Genomic DNA, 22,312 nt, shown 5'->3' with positions numbered 1-22,312 from the left:
ATGGGGCCGGTTTCCCGGATGCCGGGGAACAGGGGGTCAGAACCATCCAAGCATCTCTCCGAGGGGCGATTTGACGCTGCGCCGGCGGTCTGCAAGAATCCTTGCGGGAACCGGACGGAGCATGCCGCGGTCAAAGTCCCGGGGGATGACCCTCGAGAGCGGCAGCCTCCCGCGAGGTCGACTCCCCTCACGGGATGGCCGGAGTCCGCGTCTCAAGCGCCCGCCGGTGCGAAGTATACGCGCGCGTGGCCGAGGAGGCCGTTCCTCCTCGGCATGCCCCCTGGATGTCCGTGAAAAAGCTTGAAAGCGGGCCGGGGGCGGTCGTGCGGCGATGAAGGGAGCGGCGGCGTGAAGGGCGCTCGCGACATGAGGAGAAAAAGAACGATGTGGGATCTCTTACGAGTGGGGGGCTTCCCTCGGTTCTCCTGGCCCGTGATCGGAGAATGAGGAGAAAAAAAGCGAGATGAGTCTGCTGCGGACCCCCTGGAGACGGATCACCGCCTTCAAGGAGACGCATCCCCGCCTCACCGCCTGGATGCGAAGCTACGGCATCTATCTGGCGGTGCTCTTCTTCATCCTCCTCTACAGCATGATCTCCCTGCTCAAACACATGAACTTCCAGTCCCACGGCTGGGACCTGGGCATCTTCGACCAACACGTCTGGCAGCTTTCGCGCTTCGAGTTCGGGTTCAACACCGTGCGCATGGTGCCTTCCCTGTGGGGCGACCACTTTCACCCCATCTTCTTCCTGGTGGTGCCCGCGTACTGGATATGGTCCGACGCGCGCATGCTCCTCATCTACCAGGCGGTGGTGGTGGCCTTGGGCGCCATCCCTGTTTATTACGTGGTGAGGCGCAACTTCCACAGCTCCTTCTGCGCCATGTGCCTCGCCCTCACCTATCTTCTCTTCTGGGGGACCATGGAGCTCATCTTCTTCGACTTCCATACCGAGGCCTTCCTGGGGCCCCTGCTCGCCCTCGCCTATTTCTTCATCGACCGCGACAACTGGGTGGGCTACCTGTTGACCCTGCCCTTCCTGCTATGGGTCAAGGAGACCACCGCCTTTCTGGTCTTTTTCCTGGGCCTGTACGTGATCCTCTTCCGGCGCAGGTGGTTCGCAGGCGTCGCCACCTGCGTCATCTCGGCGGGATGGTTCTACGCCGTGACCAGGCAGATCATGCCGCCCCTGGCGGCGAGCGGGAATTATTTCTATTTTAAATATTACTCCCACATGGGCGACAACTGGATCGAGGTCTTCAAGTACCTGGTGACGCACCCCTGGGACGGGGTCAAACAGATGTTCGTTCCCTACCACAAAGCAAAGCTCTTGCTGTTCATCCTCATGCCTTTCCTTTTTCTTCCACTCCTGGGGGGGTTCAGCATCGTCGCCGTCCCCGCCCTGCTGGAGCGTCTGCTCTCAAACTACTATCCCCACTGGGAGATCCTGCGCCATTACAACGCCGTCTTCGCGCCCATCTTCATCTTCGCCCTGCTGGACGCCGTGCCGCGCCTCCACCGCTGGCTGGCGCGCCGCGGGAGGTACTACGATTACCGCCGGATGGTCCTGGCCGTCTGCGTCCTCGTCCTGGTAGCGCAGATCCCCTTTACCTTTTCCCGCTCCGCAAAAACCCTCTTCAATCCCTGGTTCTACCACCTCGACCCGCGCATGGAGCGCACGGGGTACGAGATCATCTCCATGATCCCGCGCGACGCCTCGGTGTGCGCGCAGGATCCCATCGTGCCCCACATGTCCCAGCGCGAGCTTATCTACCAGTACGACGGCAACACCTACGGCGCCGAATACGTCATCCTCAACAAGTTCCTGGACTGCTACCCCCTCACCAACCGCACCTTGGTGTGGGAGATCGCCAAGCTCTACCGCGACCCCCGTTACGAGGCCCACCGTTTCGGTTACGGGTGGGTGCTCTTCACCATCAAGCCCGAGTACGACCTGGAGGGCAAACTGCAGCCGCTCCCGATATGAGCCCCGATCACCATCGGTTTGCATCCCGGCTTTTCTTATCTCGTTGTTGGCCGCTTCGGATCTTGGGCCCGGCTTTTCACGCCACGGCTCCCTCCGCCTCCGATCTTCGCCCCTACTCTTCCTCGCCCGTTTTTTCCCGCTTTCGGCACTGGCCCCGGCTTTTCACGCCACGGCTCCCTCCGCCTCCGATCTTCGCCCCCACTCTTCCTCGCCCGTTTTTTCCCGCTTTCGGCACCGGGCATGGCCTTGTCGGCGGGGCGCGAATAGCTCCCTGTCGCATCCCCGACCCTTTTTTCCGGGCCTCGGTGGACCGTAGCCCATGCCTGTACCTCTCCGCGCCCAGACCCCCCATGGCCACACGGATCCTCCCTCCCATCGATCCTCTCTCCCATCATGGAGCGATCCTCAGGCCAGCCCCTGGATCCCCGTCCGTGTTATAATCCCGACGATCATGACGAGCCGTCATGAAAGTGGGAGGGACTAGCATGAACCTGCTCATACTGTACGAATCCTGCACCGGCAACACCGCGCTGGGGGTGGAGATCATCCGCCAGGCCCTGGAAAAGGACGGACACCGCTGCGAGGTGAGGCGGTTCCGCGACGCCGACCCCGCCGAGCTCGAGGGCTTCGACCTCTACTGCTTCGCCACCCCCGTCCAGAGCTTCGCCCCCCTGGCGAGCGTTCACCGTTTCATCAGGGAAATGCCGAAGCTCCGGGGGCGCCCCGCCTTCATCTTCACCACCTGCGCGGGCTGGCCTGGCGCCGCGCACCGTTTGATGGCCGCAGCCATGCGCCGCAAGGGCATGATCGTGCTGGGAGCGCGCACGCTGGCGTGTCCCGACAGCTGGCCCATCGGGCGGAGGATCGACCGCTTCTTCTACGACCACGTGTCCTTTCCACGCCGCAGGTCCGCGAAGAAAGCCTGCGCCTTCGCACTGGAGATGGTGAACAGGGCTTACCGCCACCGCGACGGCATCAGGGTGAGGCAGGCTCCCCACCTCCTCTGGCCGACCCCCACCCTTCCCCTGGGCCTCGCCGCCGTGCGCGGAATGTTATCCCGGGGTTTCGGAAAACGGTCGGTGGACGCGGAGGCGTGCACCCGCTGCGGGGTCTGCGTGGAGGCCTGTCCCGTGGGGGCGGTCAGCCTCGACGGGGAGAGCGGCCTGCCGGCGTTCTCCCGGGACTGCATCGGCTGTTGGGCCTGTTTCAACAACTGCCCGGAGCGCGCCATCCTCTCCTCTGCCTGCCGCCCCGAGCATTACTACGGCGGGATCAGGAAAAAGCGCGGCGCGATATCGGGCCTGGACAGGGTTCCGACCTTTAGGGGCCGGTAGGAGATCGTCCGTACCGCAGGGAGGTTGCTTTTCAGGATCTTCATGTGGCCCGTCACAGCCAGCGCGGCTTATATCACGGCGCGGCTCGCTGGCTTTTCCTGGTATATGTAGCTATATGTAGGCCGGCACGTAAAACATCGCCTGTCACATCAGCTGAAATGCTGACCTCGCAACAACAGTTCTGTCCTCCATATGTGGCCCGTCACAGCCAGCGCGGCTTATTTTGTGTGACCTGACAAGAGGCTTGGCCGGATATCCGGCATCACGGCCTCAAGAAAACCGGGACGAGGAAGATCCGCTTGGGAGGTTATTCGCCGTCAGGGCACGACGGCGGCGATCTCGAGCTCGCGATGGAACCCAAGCGCTTTATATGGAAGGCCCTCATCTCCATCGGGGCGACGGCGGCCGTCTGCGTCTCCTTTCTCGAGGCCCCCCATCCATCGGGACTCTTCCTCGAGATCTTCCTCCCGGTGTACCTCCTGACCATGCCCTCTTTCGCCTCGGCCTCGTTTCGGTTCGGGCGGCTCCTGGGATACGAGACGGAGCGGAGATCTCTCCTGGTGCTCGCCGGTTACGCGACCGCCGACGCCGTGCCGGCGATCCTCCTGGTGCGAGCCGCCAGGAAAAACGCGCTGGCCGGATCCGCGTCGGGGCAGGTCCGGGAATGACGGAAAACCTGAGTGATGCGACACGGGCGACGCGAGGGGCAGGCATACCATCCCTACGGCGCGTATCCCACCACGTCGTGGCCGCCGTCCCACAAACCGTTAAAGAGGAAATACATGGGCCGCTCGACCACTATGGGCGCCCCGGACACCACGGTCACGCGCGTGGAGAGCTGGTATCCCGGACCCGCATGCTCGTTCACCATGATTGTGCTGCGGGTGTTCCCAGGCACCGCGACCGCCTTGACATCGAGGGGCCCGGCCTCCTGCGAAAAGTAGCGTATCTCCACCAGGGCGCCCTCGTTTTCCGGGTTCTGCAGGCACAGCCACTGGTTGAAGCCGCCGCCAGGGCCCCTATCACGCAGTGGCCTCCCCTGGCGTTGAGCCCCATGTAGGAATAATCGAAATACATGGGCCTCTCGGCCAGGAACTCGCGCTCGCTGGTGAGCAGCACGGAAACGTCCACATCCTTCACCACCAGTGGCACGAAGATGGTGGCGCGCGATCTGGGCGGCACGTGGTAGGACTCCTCGATGGGATCCCCCTGCCCCACGCCCAGCTGGTATAACGCATCCACGCGGACGGTCTCGTCATGGGGGTTCTGCAGCGTCAGCCACTGTTCGAAGTTGAACCGCGTGGTGCCCTCGGCGAAGAAGTAGCGGTCGCTGAGCTCGGTGGCTCCCATGACGCAGTGGTCTCCCTGCCAGTTCCAGCTGTTCATGCCCTGATAGGAGAAGTACATGGGGCGCTCGGCGATGATGGCGGCGTCCGACTCGACCTTGAGCGACACGTCGCCGGAATACCCCCACCGGCTCAGCAGCTCGGCGTTGACGTTGACGGTGTTGCGGCTGCTGCCGGGGATGGCGTATTGCACGGGGTCCTTCGCGCCGTCCGGCAGCATGTAGGTCACCATAGCCACGGCTTCCTCGGGGTTGGGGTTGCCCGGTGCCAGGTACCCCTGGAATCCCTCGCCAGTGTAGCCTTCGGCGAAGTAGTAGGTCGAGGGCTGCGTCCGGGTGCCCATGAGGATGGTGCCTTCGCTACCGATGGCCCAGGCATGATCGCCGGGCACGCAGGCGACCCATACGTCGTTGGATGCCAGGGCGGACACATCCCGCATGTCCGCCTCGTCCTCGGAATGGAACACTTCCCATTCCTTCCCGTCGAAGCGGAGGACCACCGCGCTCCCGCCTTCCGGCACGTATCCCGGCTTCAGACCAACCGCCCATACTTCATCGGGGGCCACGGCGGACACGCCCATGAGGCAGTGATCGGTGGGGGCTTTCTGCTCGACCCATCTGTTGCCGTCATCATAGTAGAGGATCACGCCGCGCGTCGAAAGCTCGCCATCATCCTGGGAGGCCATGGCCGGCTCGGGGAGGTACCCACCCACCGCCCACACGTTGTTCCGGTCGTAGGCCGACACCCCATAGAGGGTCAGGGCCGTCCCCGATACCTGGGGCGACCATACCCAGTTCGGGGTTCCCGCCTCCGCTCTCGCCCCAGGCGGTGAGACCGCAAGGGGGGCCATCGTGGCGAGGGCGAGTGTCAGGGCCGCGGCGATAGCAACCGCGCCGAGTCTCTCTCTTCATGATACAGGCATTACGAGCTGGAATTTTGGGGCCAGGTCTCCATGCCGTGTCCGTGGCTGACTCCGTCGGCATGATATTATCGGTTTGTTTTTCGGGAGGGCGAACAGGCTGGGCGGTAATCTCTGTAGGGAAAGGAAGGCGGATCATGAAAAGGGAAGCTTTCCGAGGGGCGGAATGTTCGTCCGCCGTTTTCTGGGAAATAATGTAAGATTCGACGCATGCTCCACATCCCGTGACCATCAGCTCGTCATCCCGGGAATAGGCGGCTGCGGAGGAGGCGGTAAGGCATTTTCCTCCCGGAAGAAGAGGGCGGTGAGGGGACGAGGCCTCGGGCTTGCGGGCTCTTGCAGGGTCGCCCTGGCATGCGCGGTGGTGTTTATTCCTTTTATTGCCATTCCCGTGCGCTACCTCATACGCGGCGCCCGGGGACATCCGGCGCTGCTCGAGCACGGCCTCGGAAACGCCTGCTTATAACTGGAGTTACAGGCCGGCCATCTCCGCCGACGGCAGGTACGTGGTCTTCTACTCAGATACATCCAACCTGGTGGTGGGCGACACCAACGGAAAGCGGGACGTCTGCAGGTCCTTGCGGAAAAAGGGCTTCAACACGAGGAGGGCCGGCCCGATGCCTATCACGTACTGCCCCCCAGGCCAAGGCCTGCCCGAAGGAGACCTGCGGGCCCGCCATCCTCCATATCCTCCTTACGCCCGGGATCTCCTTTCCCAAAAAAGCGCGGCAAATACCGCGCCGATCAGCGACGAAGGCACCCCCGCCCAGACCTCTTGCACGCCCTCGGGAAAGAGCCCCCTCGCGAGCAGGTGCCCGTCGCCCCCGAAGGCGCGCGCCGCAGCCCCCAGCACCTGGGGGCCCAGGAGGAGCAGCAGGAACCCCGCGACCACGGAGGCGGGCATGTATAGGCGCTGCAGGAATTATATCCGCAAGAGGACGAAACGCCCCGCGAGCATGGCGATGCCCAGGAAGATCACCGCCCAGAACACGTCGTTTATGTCCATATCCCGTAGCTCCATCCTGCTGAGGGGACTGACGCCCGGGGAGGTCCCACAAACCCCTCCCTTCACAGGACATCCCGCAACGCCCCTCCTTCGATAAAGCCGTATTTCGAAAACCGCCATCCCTTAAGGCCGTTAAAGATATGTCGCGCGGCATGGCGCCATCCGGCCGCGAATCCCTCAGGGGTGAAGCACGGCCCTTCAAGGCCTTAAAGCGCCGGAAGCCGATAAGACCTCAAGCCCGCCATCCCCCCGGCATCGATGCGTCCGCCCGCCATCCACCCTATGTGGATGATAGCTCGGGCGGCACATCAGAGAAGCTGCGCGGGCGTTGGCGTGGCGGCATTGTGTTAGACTATGTATGTTGATGTTTCGGCTGACCGGAAGAGCATGGCGGCACATGCAGGGCGGCGAGGATCCGTAGGGAAGGAGAGGTTCTGCATGCCCGACCTGAACGCCAGCGTCTACATCGCCGGTCTCCTGAGCGAGTTCGACCCCCCCTGCATGTCGATCTACATGCCCACCCACCGGCATCACCCAGATAACCAGAAGGACCTCATCCTCTTCCGCAACCTGGTGAAGGATCTGGAGAGATCGCTGCGCCGGGAATACCCGGCTCGGGAAGCTAAACCCCTCCTCGAGCCCTTCGAGGCCCTGGCCGGGGACAGAGCCTTCTGGAACAACACCCTCGACGGTCTGGCCATTTTCGCGGCTCCCGGTTTTTTTCGGGTATTGAGGCTCCAGAGTCCGGTGGTGGAGCTTGCCGTGGTCGCCAGGAGCTTTCACGTGAAGCCCCTCCTGCGCATATACCAGTCCGCGGACCGCTACCAGGTCCTGTGCATCAACCGCAACGAGATCAAGCTCTACGAGGGCAACCGTTATGCGCTTGACGAGATCGAACCGGCGCCCGAGGTGCCACGCACCCGCGCGCAGGGCATCGGGGAGAGCCGCTCCGAACCTCACCTGACGGTCGCCTCGTATGGTAAGGGAGTCGAAGGTCCCGCCATGTATCACGGCCACGGGTCCAGAAAGGACGAGGTGGGCAAGGAAACGGAGCGCTTCTTCCGCATCATCGACGGGGCGGTCATGGAACACCACTCCCTTCCATCCGGGTTGCCCTTGATACTGGCGGCATTGCCCGAACACCAGGGGATGTTCCGCAAGATCAGCAAGAACCCCTTGCTGCTGGAAGCCGGGATCGAGCGCGACCCTTACGCCCTTTCCCCGGAGGAGTTCCGTGAACTCGCATGGAAAGTGTATGAGCCACGCTACAACGCCGAGATGGAAGGCTATATCGAGGAGTTTCGGAAGGCGAGGACCGCGGGTCTTACCGCCGAGGACCTGGGTTCCGTGGCCAGATCCGCCGTAGCAAGCGGCATAGCCACCCTGCTGGTGGAGGCCGACCGCCATATCCCCGGGCGGCTGGATGAAAAAACGGGGAGGATCGGGAGAGCGAGCCTGGAACATCCCGAGGTGGACGACCTCCTGGACGACCTCTCGGAACTGGTCCTGAAAAGAGGTGGCCGCGTGATCGTAACGCCGGGAGAGCTCATGCCCACCAAGACGGGGGTTGCCGCCATCCGCCGCTTCTGAGGGATGTCGCGGGGGATATCCCGGATCTTCGTTTGCGTCGATGGTCCCCGAAGAACGCCGGTATCGTGTCAACTGAAGAGCGAAGGCCCCGCCCTGCGTCGATGGTCACCGGAAAAACGTCTCGATTCACCGTGCTCGAAGGGCAAAGATCTATTTCACGAAAACAGCAGACCCGGCCCCTGGCATTCTAATGGAGGGGCGGCCGGACCGGTGATGGGACGGGGCTTTCTAGCGCCCGACCATGCGGTTGGCCCGGTTGGGGCAAGCCCTGACGCACTGCCCGCATCCCTGGCAGGAGAGCACCTGCGCCCTGCCATCGATGAGCCGCCGCTCCTCGAAGGCACAGACCTCGACGCAGGTCCCGCACCCCTCGCACCTCTCCAGGTCCACCACGGAGCGGTAGGTGGAGGGGATGAAGCGAAAGCCCACCTCCTTGTAGTAGCGGTACCCGCGGATGGGCACGCAGGCGCAGCCGCAGCAGTTGCAGATGACGAAGTAGTTGGCGTTGCCGCGGTAGTACATGTGCCGGTCCACCATGGGGACCAGCCCGATCCCGTAGCTCTCCCTCACGATCCGCTTCGTCTCCTCCTTGTCGATGGGGCGGTAGTCTTTGGGAAATACTTCCAGCCATATGGGGGCGCCGGTCAGGATGTATATGTCCGTCTCCATGGGGTGGTCGCAGGCGCGTGTGGCCAGGCGGCAGCGGCAGGGCCCCACCGCTATCAGGTTCTCGTCCGGCAGGCCGTCGATGAACTCCAGCATCTCCTCCAGGGTCATGACCTGCCCGGCGACCATGTGCTCGCCCACGAACTTCCCGGCGGCGTAGTAGGAGAGTCTTTTCACCCAGGTCCTGCCGAAGACCGGGAAACGGTACTGGAGGTTGAGGATCCAGAAGAGGACGGACAGCAGCCGCACCTCGATGCGCGCGTAGTGCTTGAGCATGAACAGACGCAGCGGGCTGTGCTCCTCGATGAAGGCGTCGCCCCAGTGGCAGGGCAATGACCGCTGAACCGCCTCTAACCCGGCCAGACACCACAGCGATGCCCGCAATGCTCCGAGCCTGCTCCCGTGTCCCTTCATGCCTTCTTCCTTTCCTCCTGCCCCCGCGTCGCCGTGCCGCTGCCCGTGTCTCCTCTGCATCGGCACAAAACGGCCCCGCGTGCGCAGGGGCGCCGCTCCTCGCCCGCATCGGCCATGCCAGCCAGGGGGGTGCCGTTCGGGGATCCGCCCCTTTCGGGCCTCCCGCGCTATTCTAGCACCCACGGGCGCTCTGTCGCCCTGTTGCGGGCGGCCGGCACCCGCAAGAAATCGCCTTTACGATTGGTCCGTTAGCTCAGGAAGGGATGGCGCCGGCACAACATGAGGTTGCGTCATGGGCTTAAAGCACCTACATTCAGCGTGTTCCTGAGCAGATGTCATGATCATATCACTCTTTTCTCCGGCTTTGCCTCCCCCTGTCATATTCTTGGCGAGGACAGGTGCCGTGCCGGCTGCCCGCCCCGAGATAGCGCGCCCTCCCCGGCCGCCGCTCGCTTCATCCCCATCTCCTCGGTTAGAATGATGCGGAGGTGATGGCATTGAAGGGTCTGGATGGGCTGGCGCGCAGGTTCCTCTACTACCCCGACCGCCTCCCCGCGGACCTGCCTCCTCCCCGGTGGGCCGTCGGCGCCGAGGAGGTCTGGCTGCAGTGCGAGGACGGGGTGCGCATCCACGGCCTGTGGTGGCCCGAGCCCGCGGGCGCCCCGACCATCCTCTTCCTCCACGGAAACGCCCAGGAGGTATACAGCTGGTCGCTGGTGAGGGAAGAGCTCGCGCCCCTGCAATGCCGCATGCTGCTCATCGACTACCACGGCTACGGCAAGAGCGGCGGCGAGCCCCACGAGGCGGGGCTTTACCTGGACGGCAGGGCCGCCCTGCGCTGGCTGGGTGAGCGGGGCATCGGGGAGGAGGAGACCATCGTCTTCGGCAAATCCCTGGGCGGCGGGGTGGCCTGCGAGATAGCCCAGGGGCGCGGATTTCGGGCCCTGGTGCTGGAGTCCACCTTCACCTCCCTCACGAGCGTGGCCAAAAAGCTCTTTCCCTTTCTTCCCGGAAACGTCCCCCTGGGCGAGACCTATGACTCCATCTCCAAACTGAGGCGCGTGCGCTGCCCGGTGCTGGTCATACACGGCGACCGCGACGAGCTCATCCCGCTGGAGGAGGGCCTGTCGCTCTATGAGGCCGCGCCCGAGCCCAAGGAGCTCTATCTGGTGCGAGGAGCCGGACATAACGACGTCTCCCTGGTGGCGGGACCGGAATACGCCCGCCGCATCGCCTCTTTTTTCATGGGGTCAGCCCCGGACATGGGACATTGTCGTTGAACATCTTCATCCAGCGCCACCGGACATCCGGCCCAAGCGTCTTTTCCCCCCGCCCTGGAAAGACTCGTGAAACATTCCGAGAGATACTGGTGCCGTGATCTTCCGGGGTTCCGGGCGACGGGTAATCGGCCGCTGCCCACCGAGGAAGCATCTCGCTGACGGCGGAAAGATAGCGCAAGGGAAAGCGCTGCTTTTTGTCCCATGTCCGGGGCTGACCCCATGTGTTAATCTGGTTCCATGTGGTGGAGAGCGCTTCTGGCCTCCTTCGGCCTCATCTTCGTCGCCGAGCTGGGTGATAAGACGCAGCTGGTAATCCTCACCCTCAGCGCCAAGTGCGGTTTCAGGCAGGTGTTCCTGGGAGCCGCGGCGGCCTTCGCGCTACTCAACGCGCTGGCGGTATCGGTGGGGGTGGTGCTCTACGAGCTGGTGCCTGAAAACGTCATCAAGTACTCCGTCTCGGCGGTCTTCATCCTCTTCGGCCTGTTCATGCTGCTGCCGGAGAGAGAGAAGCGACGTGAAGACGAGGAGGGCGGAGAATGCGAGGAGGACCGCGGGGAAGCGGAGATAGGTGCGAAGCGCGGCCGCGGCCCCCTGCTCACCGCCTTCCTGATGGTGTGCCTTATGGAGCTGGGGGACAAGACGCAGCTCTCTCTCCTCGCCCTCACCGCCAAGTACTCCTACCCGGCCCTGGTCTTCGCGGGGGGCACGCTTGCCTTGTGGGCAACCTCGCTCATCGGGGCGCTGCTGGGGGCGGGGCTGAGCAGGCTGGTCCCCCAGGCATGGATGCGGCGCGTCTCCGGCGTCATCTTCATCGCCTTCGGCGTGGCCAACCTCTTCTGGTGACCGGTCCTCTTCGCCGACGCTCACGCAGATCGCCTGCTCATCCACCTTTATGCGGCAAGGGCTACGACCAGCGCCATCACCATCTCCACGCCTACCTCGGCGAACACCGACGCATCGGCGATCGCTCCCCTCGCAAGATCACCCAATGCATGATAGAGCACGGCAGCGAAGGGAAAGCGTCCCGCGACATTATAGAGCCACGCATACAGGGGTGATGCGGCGAGGAACGCCGGCGTCACCTAGGCCAGCAGTTCCTGCGCTCTGCGGGCGGCCTCGAAGGCGTTGGGCGCGTAGCCGTCGGCGCCGGCCTGGTCGGCGAACTCCAGGGTCACCGGCGCTCCCCCCACCATGATCACCGCGCCGGAGTCCTCGGCCCGCACCGCCTCGATGACCTCGGGGATGCGCTGCATGGTCGAGCTGAGCAACGCCGACAGCCCCAGGATGTCCGGCCGGTGCTCGCGGTAGGCCTCCACGAACCGCTCGGTCTTGACGTCCTCGCCGATATCCACGACCTCGAAGCCGGCCCCCTCCAGGCACATGCGCACCAGGTTCTTGCCGATGGAATGTATGTCCCCGTGAACCGTGCCCAGCACCACCAGCCCGCGTCCGCGCTCCTCCCCCCCGAGACGGGGCTTCAGAGCCTCCATGCCCCTCTGCATGGCCTCGGCGGCGACGATGAGCTCCGGGATAAAGGCCTCCCCGCGGGAGAAGCGCTCCCCTATGTCCTCCATGGCGGGCATCATGGCTTCTTCCATGATCTTCCTGGGGAGCACGCCCCTCTCCAGCGCCTCCTCCACCAGCCTGCGAGCCGCCTCCTCCTCGCCCTACAGGACCGCGTTTCTGATGCCGTCCAGTATCTCCTGCATCTCCGCCTCCTCATTCCGGGATGTCTATGGGATAGGCGCCGTAGCGCCGGGCCGCCCTGACCATGGCCACGTAGTTCTCCGGCTTGCAGCCGGGATGGATGGAGTTGGAAGAGCTGATGATATAACCCCCGCCCGGAGCGGCCACCCTTATCGTCTCCCTCACGCTCTCCTCCACCTCCTCCTCGCTGCCGAAGGGCAGGAGGTAAGTGCAGTCGATGTTGCCGAGGATGCACAGGCGGTCGCCGTACTTCCGCTTCACCTCGCCGATGTCCATGCACTGCGGCTGCACGGGGTGGAAGCCGTCGAATCCGGCGTTCACGATGCCGTCCATGATCGGCCACATGTTGCCGTCGGAGTGCTTGAAGATGAGCAGGCCCCGGCGGTGGGCTTGGGCGGTGATCTGGCAGTGGTAGGGAAAGACGAACTCCTCGTACTGCGCCGGAGACATGAGGGTGGTCTGGTTGAAGGCGAGGTCGCCGTCGAGGGCGATGATGTCCGCGCCGTTGTCCGCCGCCATGTCCACGACCTCCAGGATGTAGTCCGTGACCACCTGCGCGAGGTCCTTCACGAACCCCGGGTTCTTCATGTAGTGGTAGAGGAGCTTCTCCATGCTCCCCAGCAGGCTCCAGCTCTCGCGGAAGGGGCCGGGCTGCACCAGCACCTGGGCAACGCCATCGCCGAGGTTGCCCACCGCGGCCATGAGCATGAGGAAGTCCGTGGGCTGGGGATGGTAGGCTTTTAACCCCTTGAGGTCGGAGGGATCGGAGACGGGACCGCCCACCGCGGTGGCCTCCCCCTCCTCGCTCACCCTCAGGATCCTGCCCCACCCGTCCCTCACGTGTTCCTCGTCCACGGGCTCCGTGCCCAGCAGCCCGATGGAGGTGATGCCGTCCAGCTCCAGCTCCCGCGCCACGGTGAAGAGGGTGTTGAGGAGCTTCACCTTCTCCTCCATGCTCATCTGCTGGGCGAACTTCACCGGCGGCAGGTCATCGGTGTAAAGCCTTCCCAGCTTGATGATGGACTCCTCGTTGAAGGCCATCTCCCACACCGGCACCCGGTCCGGCTCACGGCGCTCGAAGGCCGTGAGCATGCGTTCTCTACCCGTCATGACATCTCACCTCCCAGGTCCCAACGGCCTGCCGCCCCCCCGCGGTCCTCCCCGCTGCGAGAGCGCCGGGAAGGGACCTGCCCCGCGAGCACGCGGATATCGCCGGTGTCCCGGCGTAGCTGAAGAGAGACCATGGCCGCTCCGACCACGCCCTTCATATGAGCTTACTCTGCAACAGGCGGGGGCGGCCGATGTCCATGGGATGAAAGGGCCGTACCGATTCCCGGTGACGGTCTGGCGGGGCATCCTTCCCGGTCTTTCCGACATGCCCGAAGGTCAAAGACAACCCCTCCTCTGCGCGGAAGAACCTCCCGAGGAGATTATACGCTCACCGCCGGGGCACCGGATACCGGCCTCAGTCCGCCCCTGAAGGGCACGGCATGGGGCGGTTCACGCCCCGGCCGGACCGCGGGCATGCCGAGGTCATCTCTTTATCGACGGCTCTACCGGAGAAGCGGGAGGTCAAGCCCCGGCCGGACCGGGGGGCATGCCGAAGTGGTCCGCCTCCATGCGCAGGAGGTCCTCGACGGTGTTGATGTTGAAGAAGGAGCGGAAATGGGGGTCGCTGGCGGCGATCTCTTCCTCGTCCAGGTAGCGCACGTCCAGCTCGCGCACCAGTTCGTGTATCTTCAGGCGCCCCTCTTCCACGCGCGAGCGCACCCTGTCCAGTATGGAGCGGGCGTACACCGCAAAGAGCGGCTCGATATACTCGCCGCGCCGCGGCACCACCGCCTCCCTCCCGGGGGCGGCCGCGAGCAGGCGCCTGATGAGCGGCGGGCTGGGGTAGGGCATGTCGCAGGCCATGACGAAGACGTAGGGCGCGGGAGCGTGCCGGAGTGCGGTGTAGATGCCCACCAGCGGGCCCTTGCCGGGGATGAGGTCGGCGACCACCTTCACCCTTTCGCCTCCCGACGCCGCCAGGGGAGAGTCACCTCCCTGGACCACCAGCAGTACCTCCGGAAAGATCTCCAGCAGCACGGAGAGGATGTGATCCAGGACCGGTCGGCCCTCGAACTGCAGCCGCGCCTTGTCCATGCCCAGGCGCTTCCCCCGCCCCCCAGCCAGCACCGCGGCCGCGAACTCCTCCCGCCGCGCCCCGCCCTCACCCCCGCACGTCACCGCGCGATCCTCCAGGGATGAGTGTAGGCATTGAACCTCCTGCCGTCGGAGAAGCCCGCCACGGTGAGGCCCGCCGCCTCCGCCACCCTCAAGCCCAGGGAGGTAGGGGCAGCCATGGAGACAAGCACCGGTATCCCCGCCCTCACCGCCTTGAGGGCCATCTCGTAGCTGACGCGCCCGGAGAGCACCAGGACCTTGTCCTCGAGGGCCGCGCCGCGCAGGGCGCACCAGCCGACCGCCTTATCCAGGGCGTTGTGCCTTCCCACGTCCTCCGCCACCACCACCGCCTCTCCGACGGCGGTGAAGATCCCGGCCCCGTGGGTCCCCCCCGTGCCGCGGAAGACCTCCTGCCGCCGCGTGAGCTCCTCGCCCAGGCCGTAGATAACGGACTCCTCGACCTGCAGCCCGGAGGTCACCTCGCCCTCGTGGTAGTCCTCTATGGCCGAGATGTCCGCCCCGCCGCATCCGGTGCGCACCAGATAGGTGGCGGAGAACCGCTCCCTCTCTCCCGGCTCCTCCACCTCCAGCTCCACCACGTTGCCGCGGTCCAGGGCGGTGTCCTCGACCTCGCGCCCCTCGCCGAGTTCCCGTTCCATGCTCCCGCAGTGCCTGAGCAGCCTGATCTGAGACACGCTGCGGATGACCTTCTCGGTGAGGCAGAACCCCACCGCCAGCTCCTTGTCCATGCCGGGCATGCGCATCAGCGCCACCAGCGGCATGCCGTTGACCCTTATCTCCAGGGGGAGCTCCACCACCACGCGGTCGGACATGCGCTCGCTCTCCCCGCCGCGCCTGTACCTTTCTATATCTCTGAACACCGTGGACATGCCGCCGCCTTTCTCCTTCCGTCCCCTTATCATAGGGGGCGGTGGCGGCGCCTTCAATGACCCGGCGCCGTACCGGCGGCCCCCCTCCCCGCCCCGCGGGGGCGCACGCCTATCGCGGGAAGCCAAAGAGCTGTATCGCGTCACCCGGCGCCGTACCCGTGTCCGCCGCCTTGCCGTCGGGAAGCTCGATGGCGGCCGCGGCCCGGGGCACCGGGGCTCCGAGGCGCCACGGCCTCATCCCCTCCACCACGCGCAGCACCCTCAGGGACCTGTCCACGAAGACCACGTCGATGGCATAGCGCATGCCGAAAGTGTGCACCTGACGGCAGGGCACGAGCACCATCCCGCTCCCGTCCTCCAGGCGGTCGGTGCCCAGGAGCCCGCGCCGCCGCGAGGGCGGGGTGTCCGCCAGCATGGCCCTCTCCGCCAACAGCACCCCCTTGGTGCTGTTGAAGACCGCCACCAGTTCCATATCCGCAGAGCCCCGTCCGGCCGGCATGGGCGCGGCGAGCGCCGGGGCTCCCGCTCCCCGCACCCCCTTTCCGCACCCTGCAGCTCAATTATATAACTTATATATATTATATGATTCCTCCATGGCGGGCGCAAGGCGCGCGAGGTTGACCCCGGACGCCGCAATATGAAGAATAGATGCGGGAATGCGAAAAGGAGGCGATATGGACGATCTGTATTCGCGTCTTCTGGCGGGCGACCGGAGGGCGGTGGCGCGCCTCATCACCCTGGTTGAGAACGGCGACCCGGCGGCCAGCGAGCCCATCCAGCGCCTGCACGAGCATACCGGTAAGGCCCATATCGTGGGTATCACCGGGGCGCCGGGGGCGGGAAAGAGCACGCTTGTAAACTCCCTCACCAAGGTGCTCAGGGCACGGGGGAAGAGCGTGGGCATCGTGGCCATCGATCCCACCAGCCCCTTCAGCGGCGGCGCCATCCTGGGCGACCGCGTGCGCATGCAGGACCTGGCCACCGACCCCGGGGTGTTCATCCGCTCCATGGGCACCCGGGGCGCGCTGGGCGGCATCTCCGTGGCCACCAACGACGCCGTGAACATCCTGGACGCCTTTGGAAAGGACGTGGTCATCGTGGAGACGGTGGGCGCGGGACAGGTGGAGGTGGATATCGTCAGGCTGGCCCACACCTCCGTGGTGGTGACCATGCCAGGCGGCGGCGACGAGATCCAGGCCATCAAGGCGGGGATCATGGAGATCGGGGACGTCTTCGTGGTCAACAAGGCCGACCGCGAGGACGCGGGCCGCACCTACACCGAGATCCTCATGATGCTGGAGATGTCCGAACGCCCCGACGGCCGCACGCCCCCGGTGATCCGCACCGTGGCCACCACCGGCCAGGGGATGGAGGAGCTAGCCGACGCCATCCAGGACCACTACGAATATCTGAAACGCGAAGGCCTGCTGGAAAAAAAGGCCAGGGAAAGGATCCTCGCCGAGCTGCTGGAGATCATCAACCGCCGGGTGGCGAGGACGGTGATGCGCGCCCTGGAGGAAGATCCCGAGATGAGGGAGCTGGTGAGCAAGCTGGTGGAGACGCGGGAGATCGACCCCCACGCCGGCGCCGTCATGGTCATCAGACACCTGCTGAAAAAGGGTTGAGGCCGGAGTAGATGAAAGGTCGTGTGTAGGGCCCCCGCCTTCAGGAATCTGACTGGGCGGCGTTCCTTCCGGCCGGGGCAGAGCTGCGTGGGCGCGAAACCACAGGAGCCTACCTGGGGAGAAGGGCACACCCCGTGGTTAAACACCCCGCCGTAGCGGCGCGGGAGCGCGCCCGGCGGCGGTCCAGATGAAGGCCGGACCCGGCCCTCCCCCGGGGAACCATGCATCGATGCCGAGGCGACTCCCTCGCGGGGCCGGGACACGGGGGGTGATGTGGGTTGAACAAGCTGGAAACTCGTTCCAGGATCCTCTTCGTCCTCGCCATCCTGGTGCTGGCGGCGGGGGCGGCGTCCTCGCTGCTCATCCGCCACCTCCGCTCCTCCTCCACCCGGGAGGTCATGGACGTCGCGGCGGCCGGTGAGAACGCCCTCGCCATCCTCGAGAACACCGCCTCGCTGGCCGGGCGGTGGAGGGAGCCGGGCGGCGGCGCGGACGCCCTGGACATCGCGCTGCAGGAATGCCTGGCCCTCCTGGAGAGTGAGCGCGAGCGGGCCCGCGCTCTCGAGGAGCAGTTGCAGCTGCAGGTCGGTGAGGTTGACGGCGCGCCGGAGGCGGCGGAAGGGGAGGATATCCTTGCGGGGCTGGCCCTGCTGGGCGAAGCACAGGAAGCCCTGGCGGCCGCACTGAGCGGAGCAAGGGAGGCGATGGGCGGCCTCCGCCCGCTCCACGAGGGAGAGGCCTCTTACGCGGAAGCGCGCGGGGCCCTCGCCGATGCCATCGCCGCCCATAACCAGGCTCTGGGGTCCTCGCCCCCCGACCTGTCCCCCGCCCGCCTTCACGCCGAAGCGGCCGCGGACGCGCTGCAGAGAGCACGCGCCGCCGTGGAGTCGGTCTCCGCCGAGGGAATGGATACCGGAGCCGCCCTCGCGGCGATATCCGGCCTGGCGGGCGCCGCCCAGGACTTCATCCAGGCCTGCGTGAAAGGGGAGGCCGGCGACGCCGCATCCCACAACCAGCTCATGGACCGCGTGCGTTCCTCCCTCGACGCCTCCCCGTCAAGCCTCGCGGAGACCCTCTCCGTCACGGGGTGGCTGTCTTCCCTTCTCGCGCCGCGCCTGGAAGAGTTGGAGGGAAAGCTGGCCGAGGCGCGCGCGCGTATCAGGAGAACCTGAAGAGCATGACGTCCCCGTCCCGCACCACGTAGTCCCGTCCCTCGATCCTCACCGCGCCGGCCTCTCTCGCCGCGTGGAAAGAGCCGTAGGACAGGAATTCCTCCCACCCGACGACCTCGGCGCGGATGAAGCCCCTCTCCATGTCGGTATGGATCTTTCCCGCCGCCTCCGCCGCGGTGCCCCCGTCCCGCAGCGGCCAAGCCCTGCACTCCCCCGACTCGGTGGTGAAGAAGGTGATGAGGCCCAGGAGTTCGTAGCAGCGCGCGGCGAACTCCTCCAGGCCCAGCCGCTCGATGCCGTATGCGGCCAGGAACTCCTCCAGCTCTCCCGGCTCCAGCTCCTCGAGCTCCGCCTCCAGCCGGGCACAGAAGCCCACCCACTGCGCCCCCTCCTCCACGGCCAGCTCGCGCACCGCCTCCAGCAGGGGACCTCCGTCGGGGAGCTGCTCCTCGCCGAGGTTGGCCACGTAGATCACCGGCTTGGCGGTCAGGAGGTAAAGGCCGTCCAGCTCCCTTCTCTCCTCCGCCGCCAGCCCCATGGCCCGCACCGGGATCCCCTCGTCCAGCCCCTCCTCCACCTTGCGCAGCACCTCCAGTTCCCGGGCTTTTTCCCGGTCCCCGCTCGCTGCCGCCTTGCCTATCCTCTCCCTGCGCCTGGCGACCGCCGCCAGGTCGGCCAGGATAAGCTCGGTGTTCACCACCTGGATGTCCTTAACCGGGTCTATCTCCGCGCGCACGTGGGCCACGTCCGGGGAGGAGAAGCAGCGTACGGCGTGGGCCACGGCGTCCACCTCGCGGATGTGCGCCAGGAACTGGTTCCCCAGCCCCTCGCCGCGGTGCGCCCCCTCCACCAGGCCGGCGATGTCCACCACCCGGAGGTCCGCCGGCACCACCTTCGCGCACCCCGCCGCCCCCGCCACCCTCTGCAGGCGGGCATCGGGGACCGCGGCCACCCCGTAGTTGGGGTCCACGGTGGAGAAGGGGTAACCGGCCACCTGTGCCCCGGCCCGCGTGAGGGCGTTGAAGATGGTCGATTTTCCGGAGTTGGGAAGCCCGATGATCCCCACCTGCAGGGCCATGCCGTCTTACCCTCCTGGCCGCTCCGTATCCCCGCGTTTTCGGTTTTATCAAGTTTACACCCCGCGCTTTCGATATAAAACTGGACGCTGGAAAGGAGGGCTTCACGAACCGGTAACAGCCGGAACCCTCCGGGCAAGCCAAGAGGGGATAACCCGATGAAGTCGGCCAAGCTTCTTCCGCTGTCCCACTGGATAGCCTTCCTAGCGGTGGGGTTCTACCCCCTGTACACGGGCGAGGGCACGAGGTACTGGCCCTGGATAGCGACCACGGCCGCCATGTTCGCCCTGGGGTTGGCTTACCACGCCTCTCGCATCCCCTTCGCGGCGCGTGAGACGGGGAGGTGGAGCCTGCCCCTGCTGGGCCTGGACGCCCTGCTGGTGTGTTCTCTCATCTACCACACCGGCGGCATCGCAAGCCCCCTCTTCCCCCTCCTCTTCCTGCTCAGCGCCACCGCGGCCCTCTACGACCGCTGGACCGTCACCCTCCTGTTCGCGGGCGCCGTCAGCGCCGCCTACGTGGTCTCCTGTGCCGCCAGGGATTTCGACCTCTCGAGCGGCGGGGCGCGCCTGTTCATAAACGTGCTGACCCTGCTGGGTACCTCGGTGCTCCTCTCCTACCTCGCGGAGCTGGACCGCAAGGAGCAGAGCAAGGCGGAACGCATGGAGACCCTCTACCGTCTGAGCTCTTCCCTCATGCAGGAGGTGGACCTGGAGAAGGCCCTGCACGACCTGCTCACCGCCACCGCCTCCTTCTTCCATACCGAGATAAGCTCGGTGCGGCTACTGGACCGCAGGAGCGAAAGGCTTGTGGTCAGGGCGTCGGGAGCGCGTCCCGGCGAGCTCGAGGAGCAGATAGAGATCCCTGTGGGCGAGGGCTTCATCGGCTGGGTGGCCGCGGAGAAAGCGCCCATCATCGTCAACGACGTCGGCGCAGACCCGCGTTTCGCCGCCTTCCCGGGGGCGCGCAGGAAGGTGCGTTCCGCCCTCGCCGCCCCCATCCTGGTGGGCGGGGAGCTGGTGGGGGTGCTGAGCTTCGCGAGCGGCGAGCCGCGCTCCTTCACCCCGGAGGACCTGCGCATGCTGGTGACCGTATCCAACCTGGCCGCCTCGGTCATCGCCAGGTCGGAGCTGTACCAGATGATCCTATCCCGCAGCGAGGTAATCGTGGAGAGCATGACCAGCGGCCTGCTGGTAACCGACGCCGCGGGCAGGGTGGTGATGTCCAACCAGGCGGCGCGGGACCTCCTCGGCCTGGAGATCACCCGCGAGAGCACCCTGCGCGAGCTCCTGGAACCCATCCTCACGGAGGCGGAAGCGCTCTGGCAGCTTCTGGAGGAGGCCGCCGCCGGGGGCGGGGAGAAACAGCGGCACGTGGAGGTGCACATGGCGGGCGGGACCCAGGATCGCGTCCTTTCCGTGAGCGCCTCGCCCATCCGCGCCGGATACGAGGCGAGCGGGGGCATGGTGATCATCCTCGAGGACATCACCGAGCGGGTCAAGGTGGACGAGATCCGGGACGACCTCATGCTGCTCATCGCCCGCAGGGTCGAAGAGCAGACCGCCCTCTACGAGGTCGGGAGATCCCTGGTGGACGAGGTGGACACGCACAACCTCCTGTCCTTCCTGCTGGAAAGGGCCGTGAGCCTGGTGGCCGGGGAGGTGGGGGTGCTTTCGCTGCGCGAGGGCGACGGGCGCTACCGCGTCAGGGCCGTACTGGGCCTGGGGGAGGAGGCGATGGAGGTCTCCTTCACCCACGGGGAATGGCTGGCCGGGGAGGCTTTACGCAAGGGGGCCCCGCAGCGTCACGCCCGCATCGAGCCCGGGCGCGACACGCCCTGGGGGGCTTCACTGGAGGGTGAGCACTCTTACCTGGCCGCCCCCCTCACCTGGCAGGGAGTCGCCAAGGGCGTGATCGAGATCGCCTCGCGGCGCGCAGAGCGGGCTTTCGGCGAGGACGACCTGCGGCTGTTGGCGCTCTTCGTCAACCAGGCGGCCATAGCCCTGGAGAACGCCAACCTCTACCGCCTCATAAGCGAGGACCAGCGGCGCACGGAGGCCATGCTCCACTCCCTCAACGACGGGGTCATCGCCGTCAACAACGAGGCGGAGGTGATCCTCGTCAACCCCGCGGCGGAGAGCATCCTCGGCCTGCCCCCCTCACGGCAGTCGGTCAACCGTCACCTCAAGGAGGTCATCGCCAACCCGGACATCGCCAGCACCCTGCTGCGCAGCCTCAACACCGGCCTGGAGCTGGAGGAGGAGATCGCGTCCGGACCCGGGGGCAGGGAGATACTGGAGATCCGCACCTCCATCATCGAGACCTCGCCGGGCGAGCGCATCGGCATCATCGCCGTGGTGCGGGACATCACCAAGCTGCGCGAGTTGGAGCAGGCGAAATCCGATTTCGTATCCACCGTATCCCACGAGCTCCGCACCCCCCTCACCTCCATCAAGGCCTACACCGCCACCCTACGCCGAGGCGACGTGCAGTTCGACGAGGACACCCGGCAGGAATTTCTCCGCGTCATCGAGGACGAGACCGACCGCCTGGCGCGCCTGGTCTCCGATATCCTCGACGTCTCGCGCATAGAATCGGGCCGGCTCGAGCTCAAGAAGCGCGACTTCGACCTCGCCGCCCTCTCGCGCATCGTCATCGGCAAGCTGGAAGGCCATTCGTCGCGGCACACCATCCGGCTGTACGCTCCCCCCAGCCTTGACCCGGTCTGCGCCGACCCCGACAAGATCGAGCAGGTGATCATGAACCTGGTGGACAACGCGATCAAATACTCACCCTCCGGGGGAGAGGTGATGGTCAGCCTGGAGCAGGGCCGCCACAGGGTGGAGTTCAAGGTCGCCGACCGGGGCGTGGGCATCCCCCCCGAGCACCTTCCCTACATCTTCGACAAGTTCCACCGCGTGGACAACCGGGCCACGAGGGAGATCTACGGGACCGGCCTCGGCCTCTACGTGAGCAAGAGCATCATCGAGGCCCACGGCGGGAACATCTGGGTGGAGAGCGAACCGGGGGCCGGCAGCACCTTCCATTTCACCCTCCCCCTGGCGCAGCGGCGCGAGGGCTCGCCGGAGGCGGGTTGCCGGCCGGTGGAAGAGAGCGCGGGACCGGTGGAGGCTTGA

The 22,312-nt window shown here is 65.8% G+C and carries 20 protein-coding genes and 1 pseudogene; 9 read left to right on the top strand and 12 right to left on the bottom strand.

Going from position 1 to position 22,312, the window contains the following annotated elements; genetic code table 11:
* Window positions 1-463: 463 nt before the first annotated feature.
* The 3 genes from H5T74_00565 (at window position 464) to H5T74_00555 (ending at window position 3,986) form a co-directional block, all read left to right on the top strand.
* Window positions 464-1,984, top strand: a complete 1,521-nt coding sequence (locus tag H5T74_00565) for a DUF2079 domain-containing protein (protein ID MBC7228871.1) — start codon at window positions 464-466, stop codon at window positions 1,982-1,984.
* Between the two features lie 485 nt (window positions 1,985-2,469).
* Entirely contained in the window at window positions 2,470-3,318 is an 849-nt protein-coding gene (locus H5T74_00560) for a 4Fe-4S binding protein (GenBank protein MBC7228870.1), read from the top strand.
* 299 nt (window positions 3,319-3,617) lie between these two features.
* The gene (locus tag H5T74_00555) at window positions 3,618-3,986 is read left to right on the top strand and encodes a hypothetical protein (GenBank protein ID MBC7228869.1); all 369 of its coding nucleotides are present in this window, start codon (window positions 3,618-3,620) and stop codon (window positions 3,984-3,986) included.
* A gap of 53 nt (window positions 3,987-4,039) precedes the next feature.
* Here the strand turns inward: H5T74_00555 and H5T74_00550 are convergent, their stop codons facing one another.
* The 4 genes from H5T74_00550 to H5T74_00535 all read right to left on the bottom strand — a co-directional run bounded on the left by H5T74_00550 (window position 4,040) and on the right by H5T74_00535 (window position 6,655).
* The gene (locus tag H5T74_00550; GenBank protein MBC7228868.1) at window positions 4,040-4,189 is read right to left on the bottom strand and encodes a hypothetical protein; all 150 of its coding nucleotides are present in this window, start codon (window positions 4,187-4,189) and stop codon (window positions 4,040-4,042) included.
* A complete protein-coding gene (locus H5T74_00545; protein ID MBC7228867.1) occupies window positions 4,183-5,409 on the bottom strand; it encodes a hypothetical protein in 1,227 nt (408 codons plus the stop codon). Before H5T74_00545 ends, H5T74_00550 begins: the two co-directional genes overlap by 7 nt.
* 868 nt (window positions 5,410-6,277) lie before the next feature.
* On the bottom strand, window positions 6,278-6,487 hold the full coding sequence (locus H5T74_00540; GenBank protein MBC7228866.1) for a hypothetical protein: 210 nt from the start codon (window positions 6,485-6,487) through the stop codon (window positions 6,278-6,280).
* Between the two features lie 18 nt (window positions 6,488-6,505).
* Window positions 6,506-6,655 (bottom strand): hypothetical protein, encoded by a 150-nt coding sequence (locus H5T74_00535; GenBank protein MBC7228865.1) that lies wholly within the window; start codon window positions 6,653-6,655, stop codon window positions 6,506-6,508.
* A 372-nt stretch (window positions 6,656-7,027) separates the two neighbouring features.
* Here H5T74_00535 and H5T74_00530 point away from each other — a divergent pair, with 372 nt between their 5' ends.
* Entirely contained in the window at window positions 7,028-8,179 is a 1,152-nt protein-coding gene (locus H5T74_00530) for a hypothetical protein (GenBank protein MBC7228864.1), read from the top strand.
* A 228-nt stretch (window positions 8,180-8,407) separates the two neighbouring features.
* Here the strand turns inward: H5T74_00530 and H5T74_00525 are convergent, their stop codons facing one another.
* Window positions 8,408-9,259: a 4Fe-4S dicluster domain-containing protein gene (locus H5T74_00525; GenBank protein MBC7228863.1), complete on the bottom strand. Its 852-nt coding sequence runs from the start codon at window positions 9,257-9,259 to the stop codon at window positions 8,408-8,410.
* A 491-nt stretch (window positions 9,260-9,750) separates the two neighbouring features.
* Between H5T74_00525 and H5T74_00520 the strand changes: the two genes are divergently transcribed.
* Together H5T74_00520 and H5T74_00515 are read left to right on the top strand one after the other, a co-directional pair.
* Complete coding sequence (locus tag H5T74_00520; protein ID MBC7228862.1) at window positions 9,751-10,539, top strand: alpha/beta hydrolase; 789 nt, start codon at window positions 9,751-9,753, stop codon at window positions 10,537-10,539.
* Between the two features lie 237 nt (window positions 10,540-10,776).
* The gene (locus H5T74_00515) at window positions 10,777-11,382 is read left to right on the top strand and encodes a TMEM165/GDT1 family protein (GenBank protein MBC7228861.1); all 606 of its coding nucleotides are present in this window, start codon (window positions 10,777-10,779) and stop codon (window positions 11,380-11,382) included.
* Between the two features lie 47 nt (window positions 11,383-11,429).
* On the opposite strand, the gene H5T74_00510 is transcribed toward H5T74_00515, so the two are convergent.
* From H5T74_00510 to H5T74_00485, 6 genes and pseudogenes are all read right to left on the bottom strand, one after another.
* A complete protein-coding gene (locus tag H5T74_00510; GenBank protein MBC7228860.1) occupies window positions 11,430-11,621 on the bottom strand; it encodes a hypothetical protein in 192 nt (63 codons plus the stop codon).
* Window positions 11,622-12,248 (bottom strand): annotated as a pseudogene (locus tag H5T74_00505) (corrinoid protein).
* Window positions 12,249-12,258: 10 nt separating this feature from the next.
* The gene (locus H5T74_00500) at window positions 12,259-13,356 is read right to left on the bottom strand and encodes a hypothetical protein (protein ID MBC7228859.1); all 1,098 of its coding nucleotides are present in this window, start codon (window positions 13,354-13,356) and stop codon (window positions 12,259-12,261) included.
* A 462-nt stretch (window positions 13,357-13,818) separates the two neighbouring features.
* Window positions 13,819-14,475, bottom strand: coding sequence for a molybdenum cofactor guanylyltransferase (locus tag H5T74_00495; GenBank protein ID MBC7228858.1), 657 nt, complete (start codon window positions 14,473-14,475; stop codon window positions 13,819-13,821).
* The gene (fdhD, locus tag H5T74_00490; protein MBC7228857.1) at window positions 14,472-15,302 is read right to left on the bottom strand and encodes a formate dehydrogenase accessory sulfurtransferase FdhD; all 831 of its coding nucleotides are present in this window, start codon (window positions 15,300-15,302) and stop codon (window positions 14,472-14,474) included. The genes H5T74_00495 and fdhD overlap by 4 nt, the downstream gene beginning before the upstream one ends.
* Window positions 15,303-15,411: 109 nt before the next feature.
* Window positions 15,412-15,774: a DUF192 domain-containing protein gene (locus H5T74_00485; protein MBC7228856.1), complete on the bottom strand. Its 363-nt coding sequence runs from the start codon at window positions 15,772-15,774 to the stop codon at window positions 15,412-15,414.
* Window positions 15,775-15,976: 202 nt separating this feature from the next.
* Between H5T74_00485 and meaB the strand changes: the two genes are divergently transcribed.
* Window positions 15,977-16,927, top strand: a complete 951-nt coding sequence (meaB, locus tag H5T74_00480) for a methylmalonyl Co-A mutase-associated GTPase MeaB (GenBank protein MBC7228855.1) — start codon at window positions 15,977-15,979, stop codon at window positions 16,925-16,927.
* Window positions 16,928-17,205: 278 nt separating this feature from the next.
* The gene (locus tag H5T74_00475) at window positions 17,206-18,099 is read left to right on the top strand and encodes a hypothetical protein (protein MBC7228854.1); all 894 of its coding nucleotides are present in this window, start codon (window positions 17,206-17,208) and stop codon (window positions 18,097-18,099) included.
* Here H5T74_00475 and ychF read toward each other — a convergent pair.
* The gene (ychF, locus tag H5T74_00470) at window positions 18,086-19,177 is read right to left on the bottom strand and encodes a redox-regulated ATPase YchF (GenBank protein ID MBC7228853.1); all 1,092 of its coding nucleotides are present in this window, start codon (window positions 19,175-19,177) and stop codon (window positions 18,086-18,088) included. The two genes, H5T74_00475 and ychF, sit on opposite strands and share 14 nt — an antisense overlap.
* A gap of 156 nt (window positions 19,178-19,333) precedes the next feature.
* Here ychF and H5T74_00465 point away from each other — a divergent pair, with 156 nt between their 5' ends.
* Window positions 19,334-22,312, top strand: coding sequence for a GAF domain-containing protein (locus tag H5T74_00465; protein ID MBC7228852.1), 2,979 nt, complete (start codon window positions 19,334-19,336; stop codon window positions 22,310-22,312).

The sequence above is a fragment of the Actinomycetota bacterium genome (assembly GCA_014360645.1).
Lineage (GTDB): Bacteria > Actinomycetota > Geothermincolia > Geothermincolales > RBG-13-55-18 > Solincola_B.
This window is presented reverse-complemented; position numbering and strand designations above follow the sequence as displayed.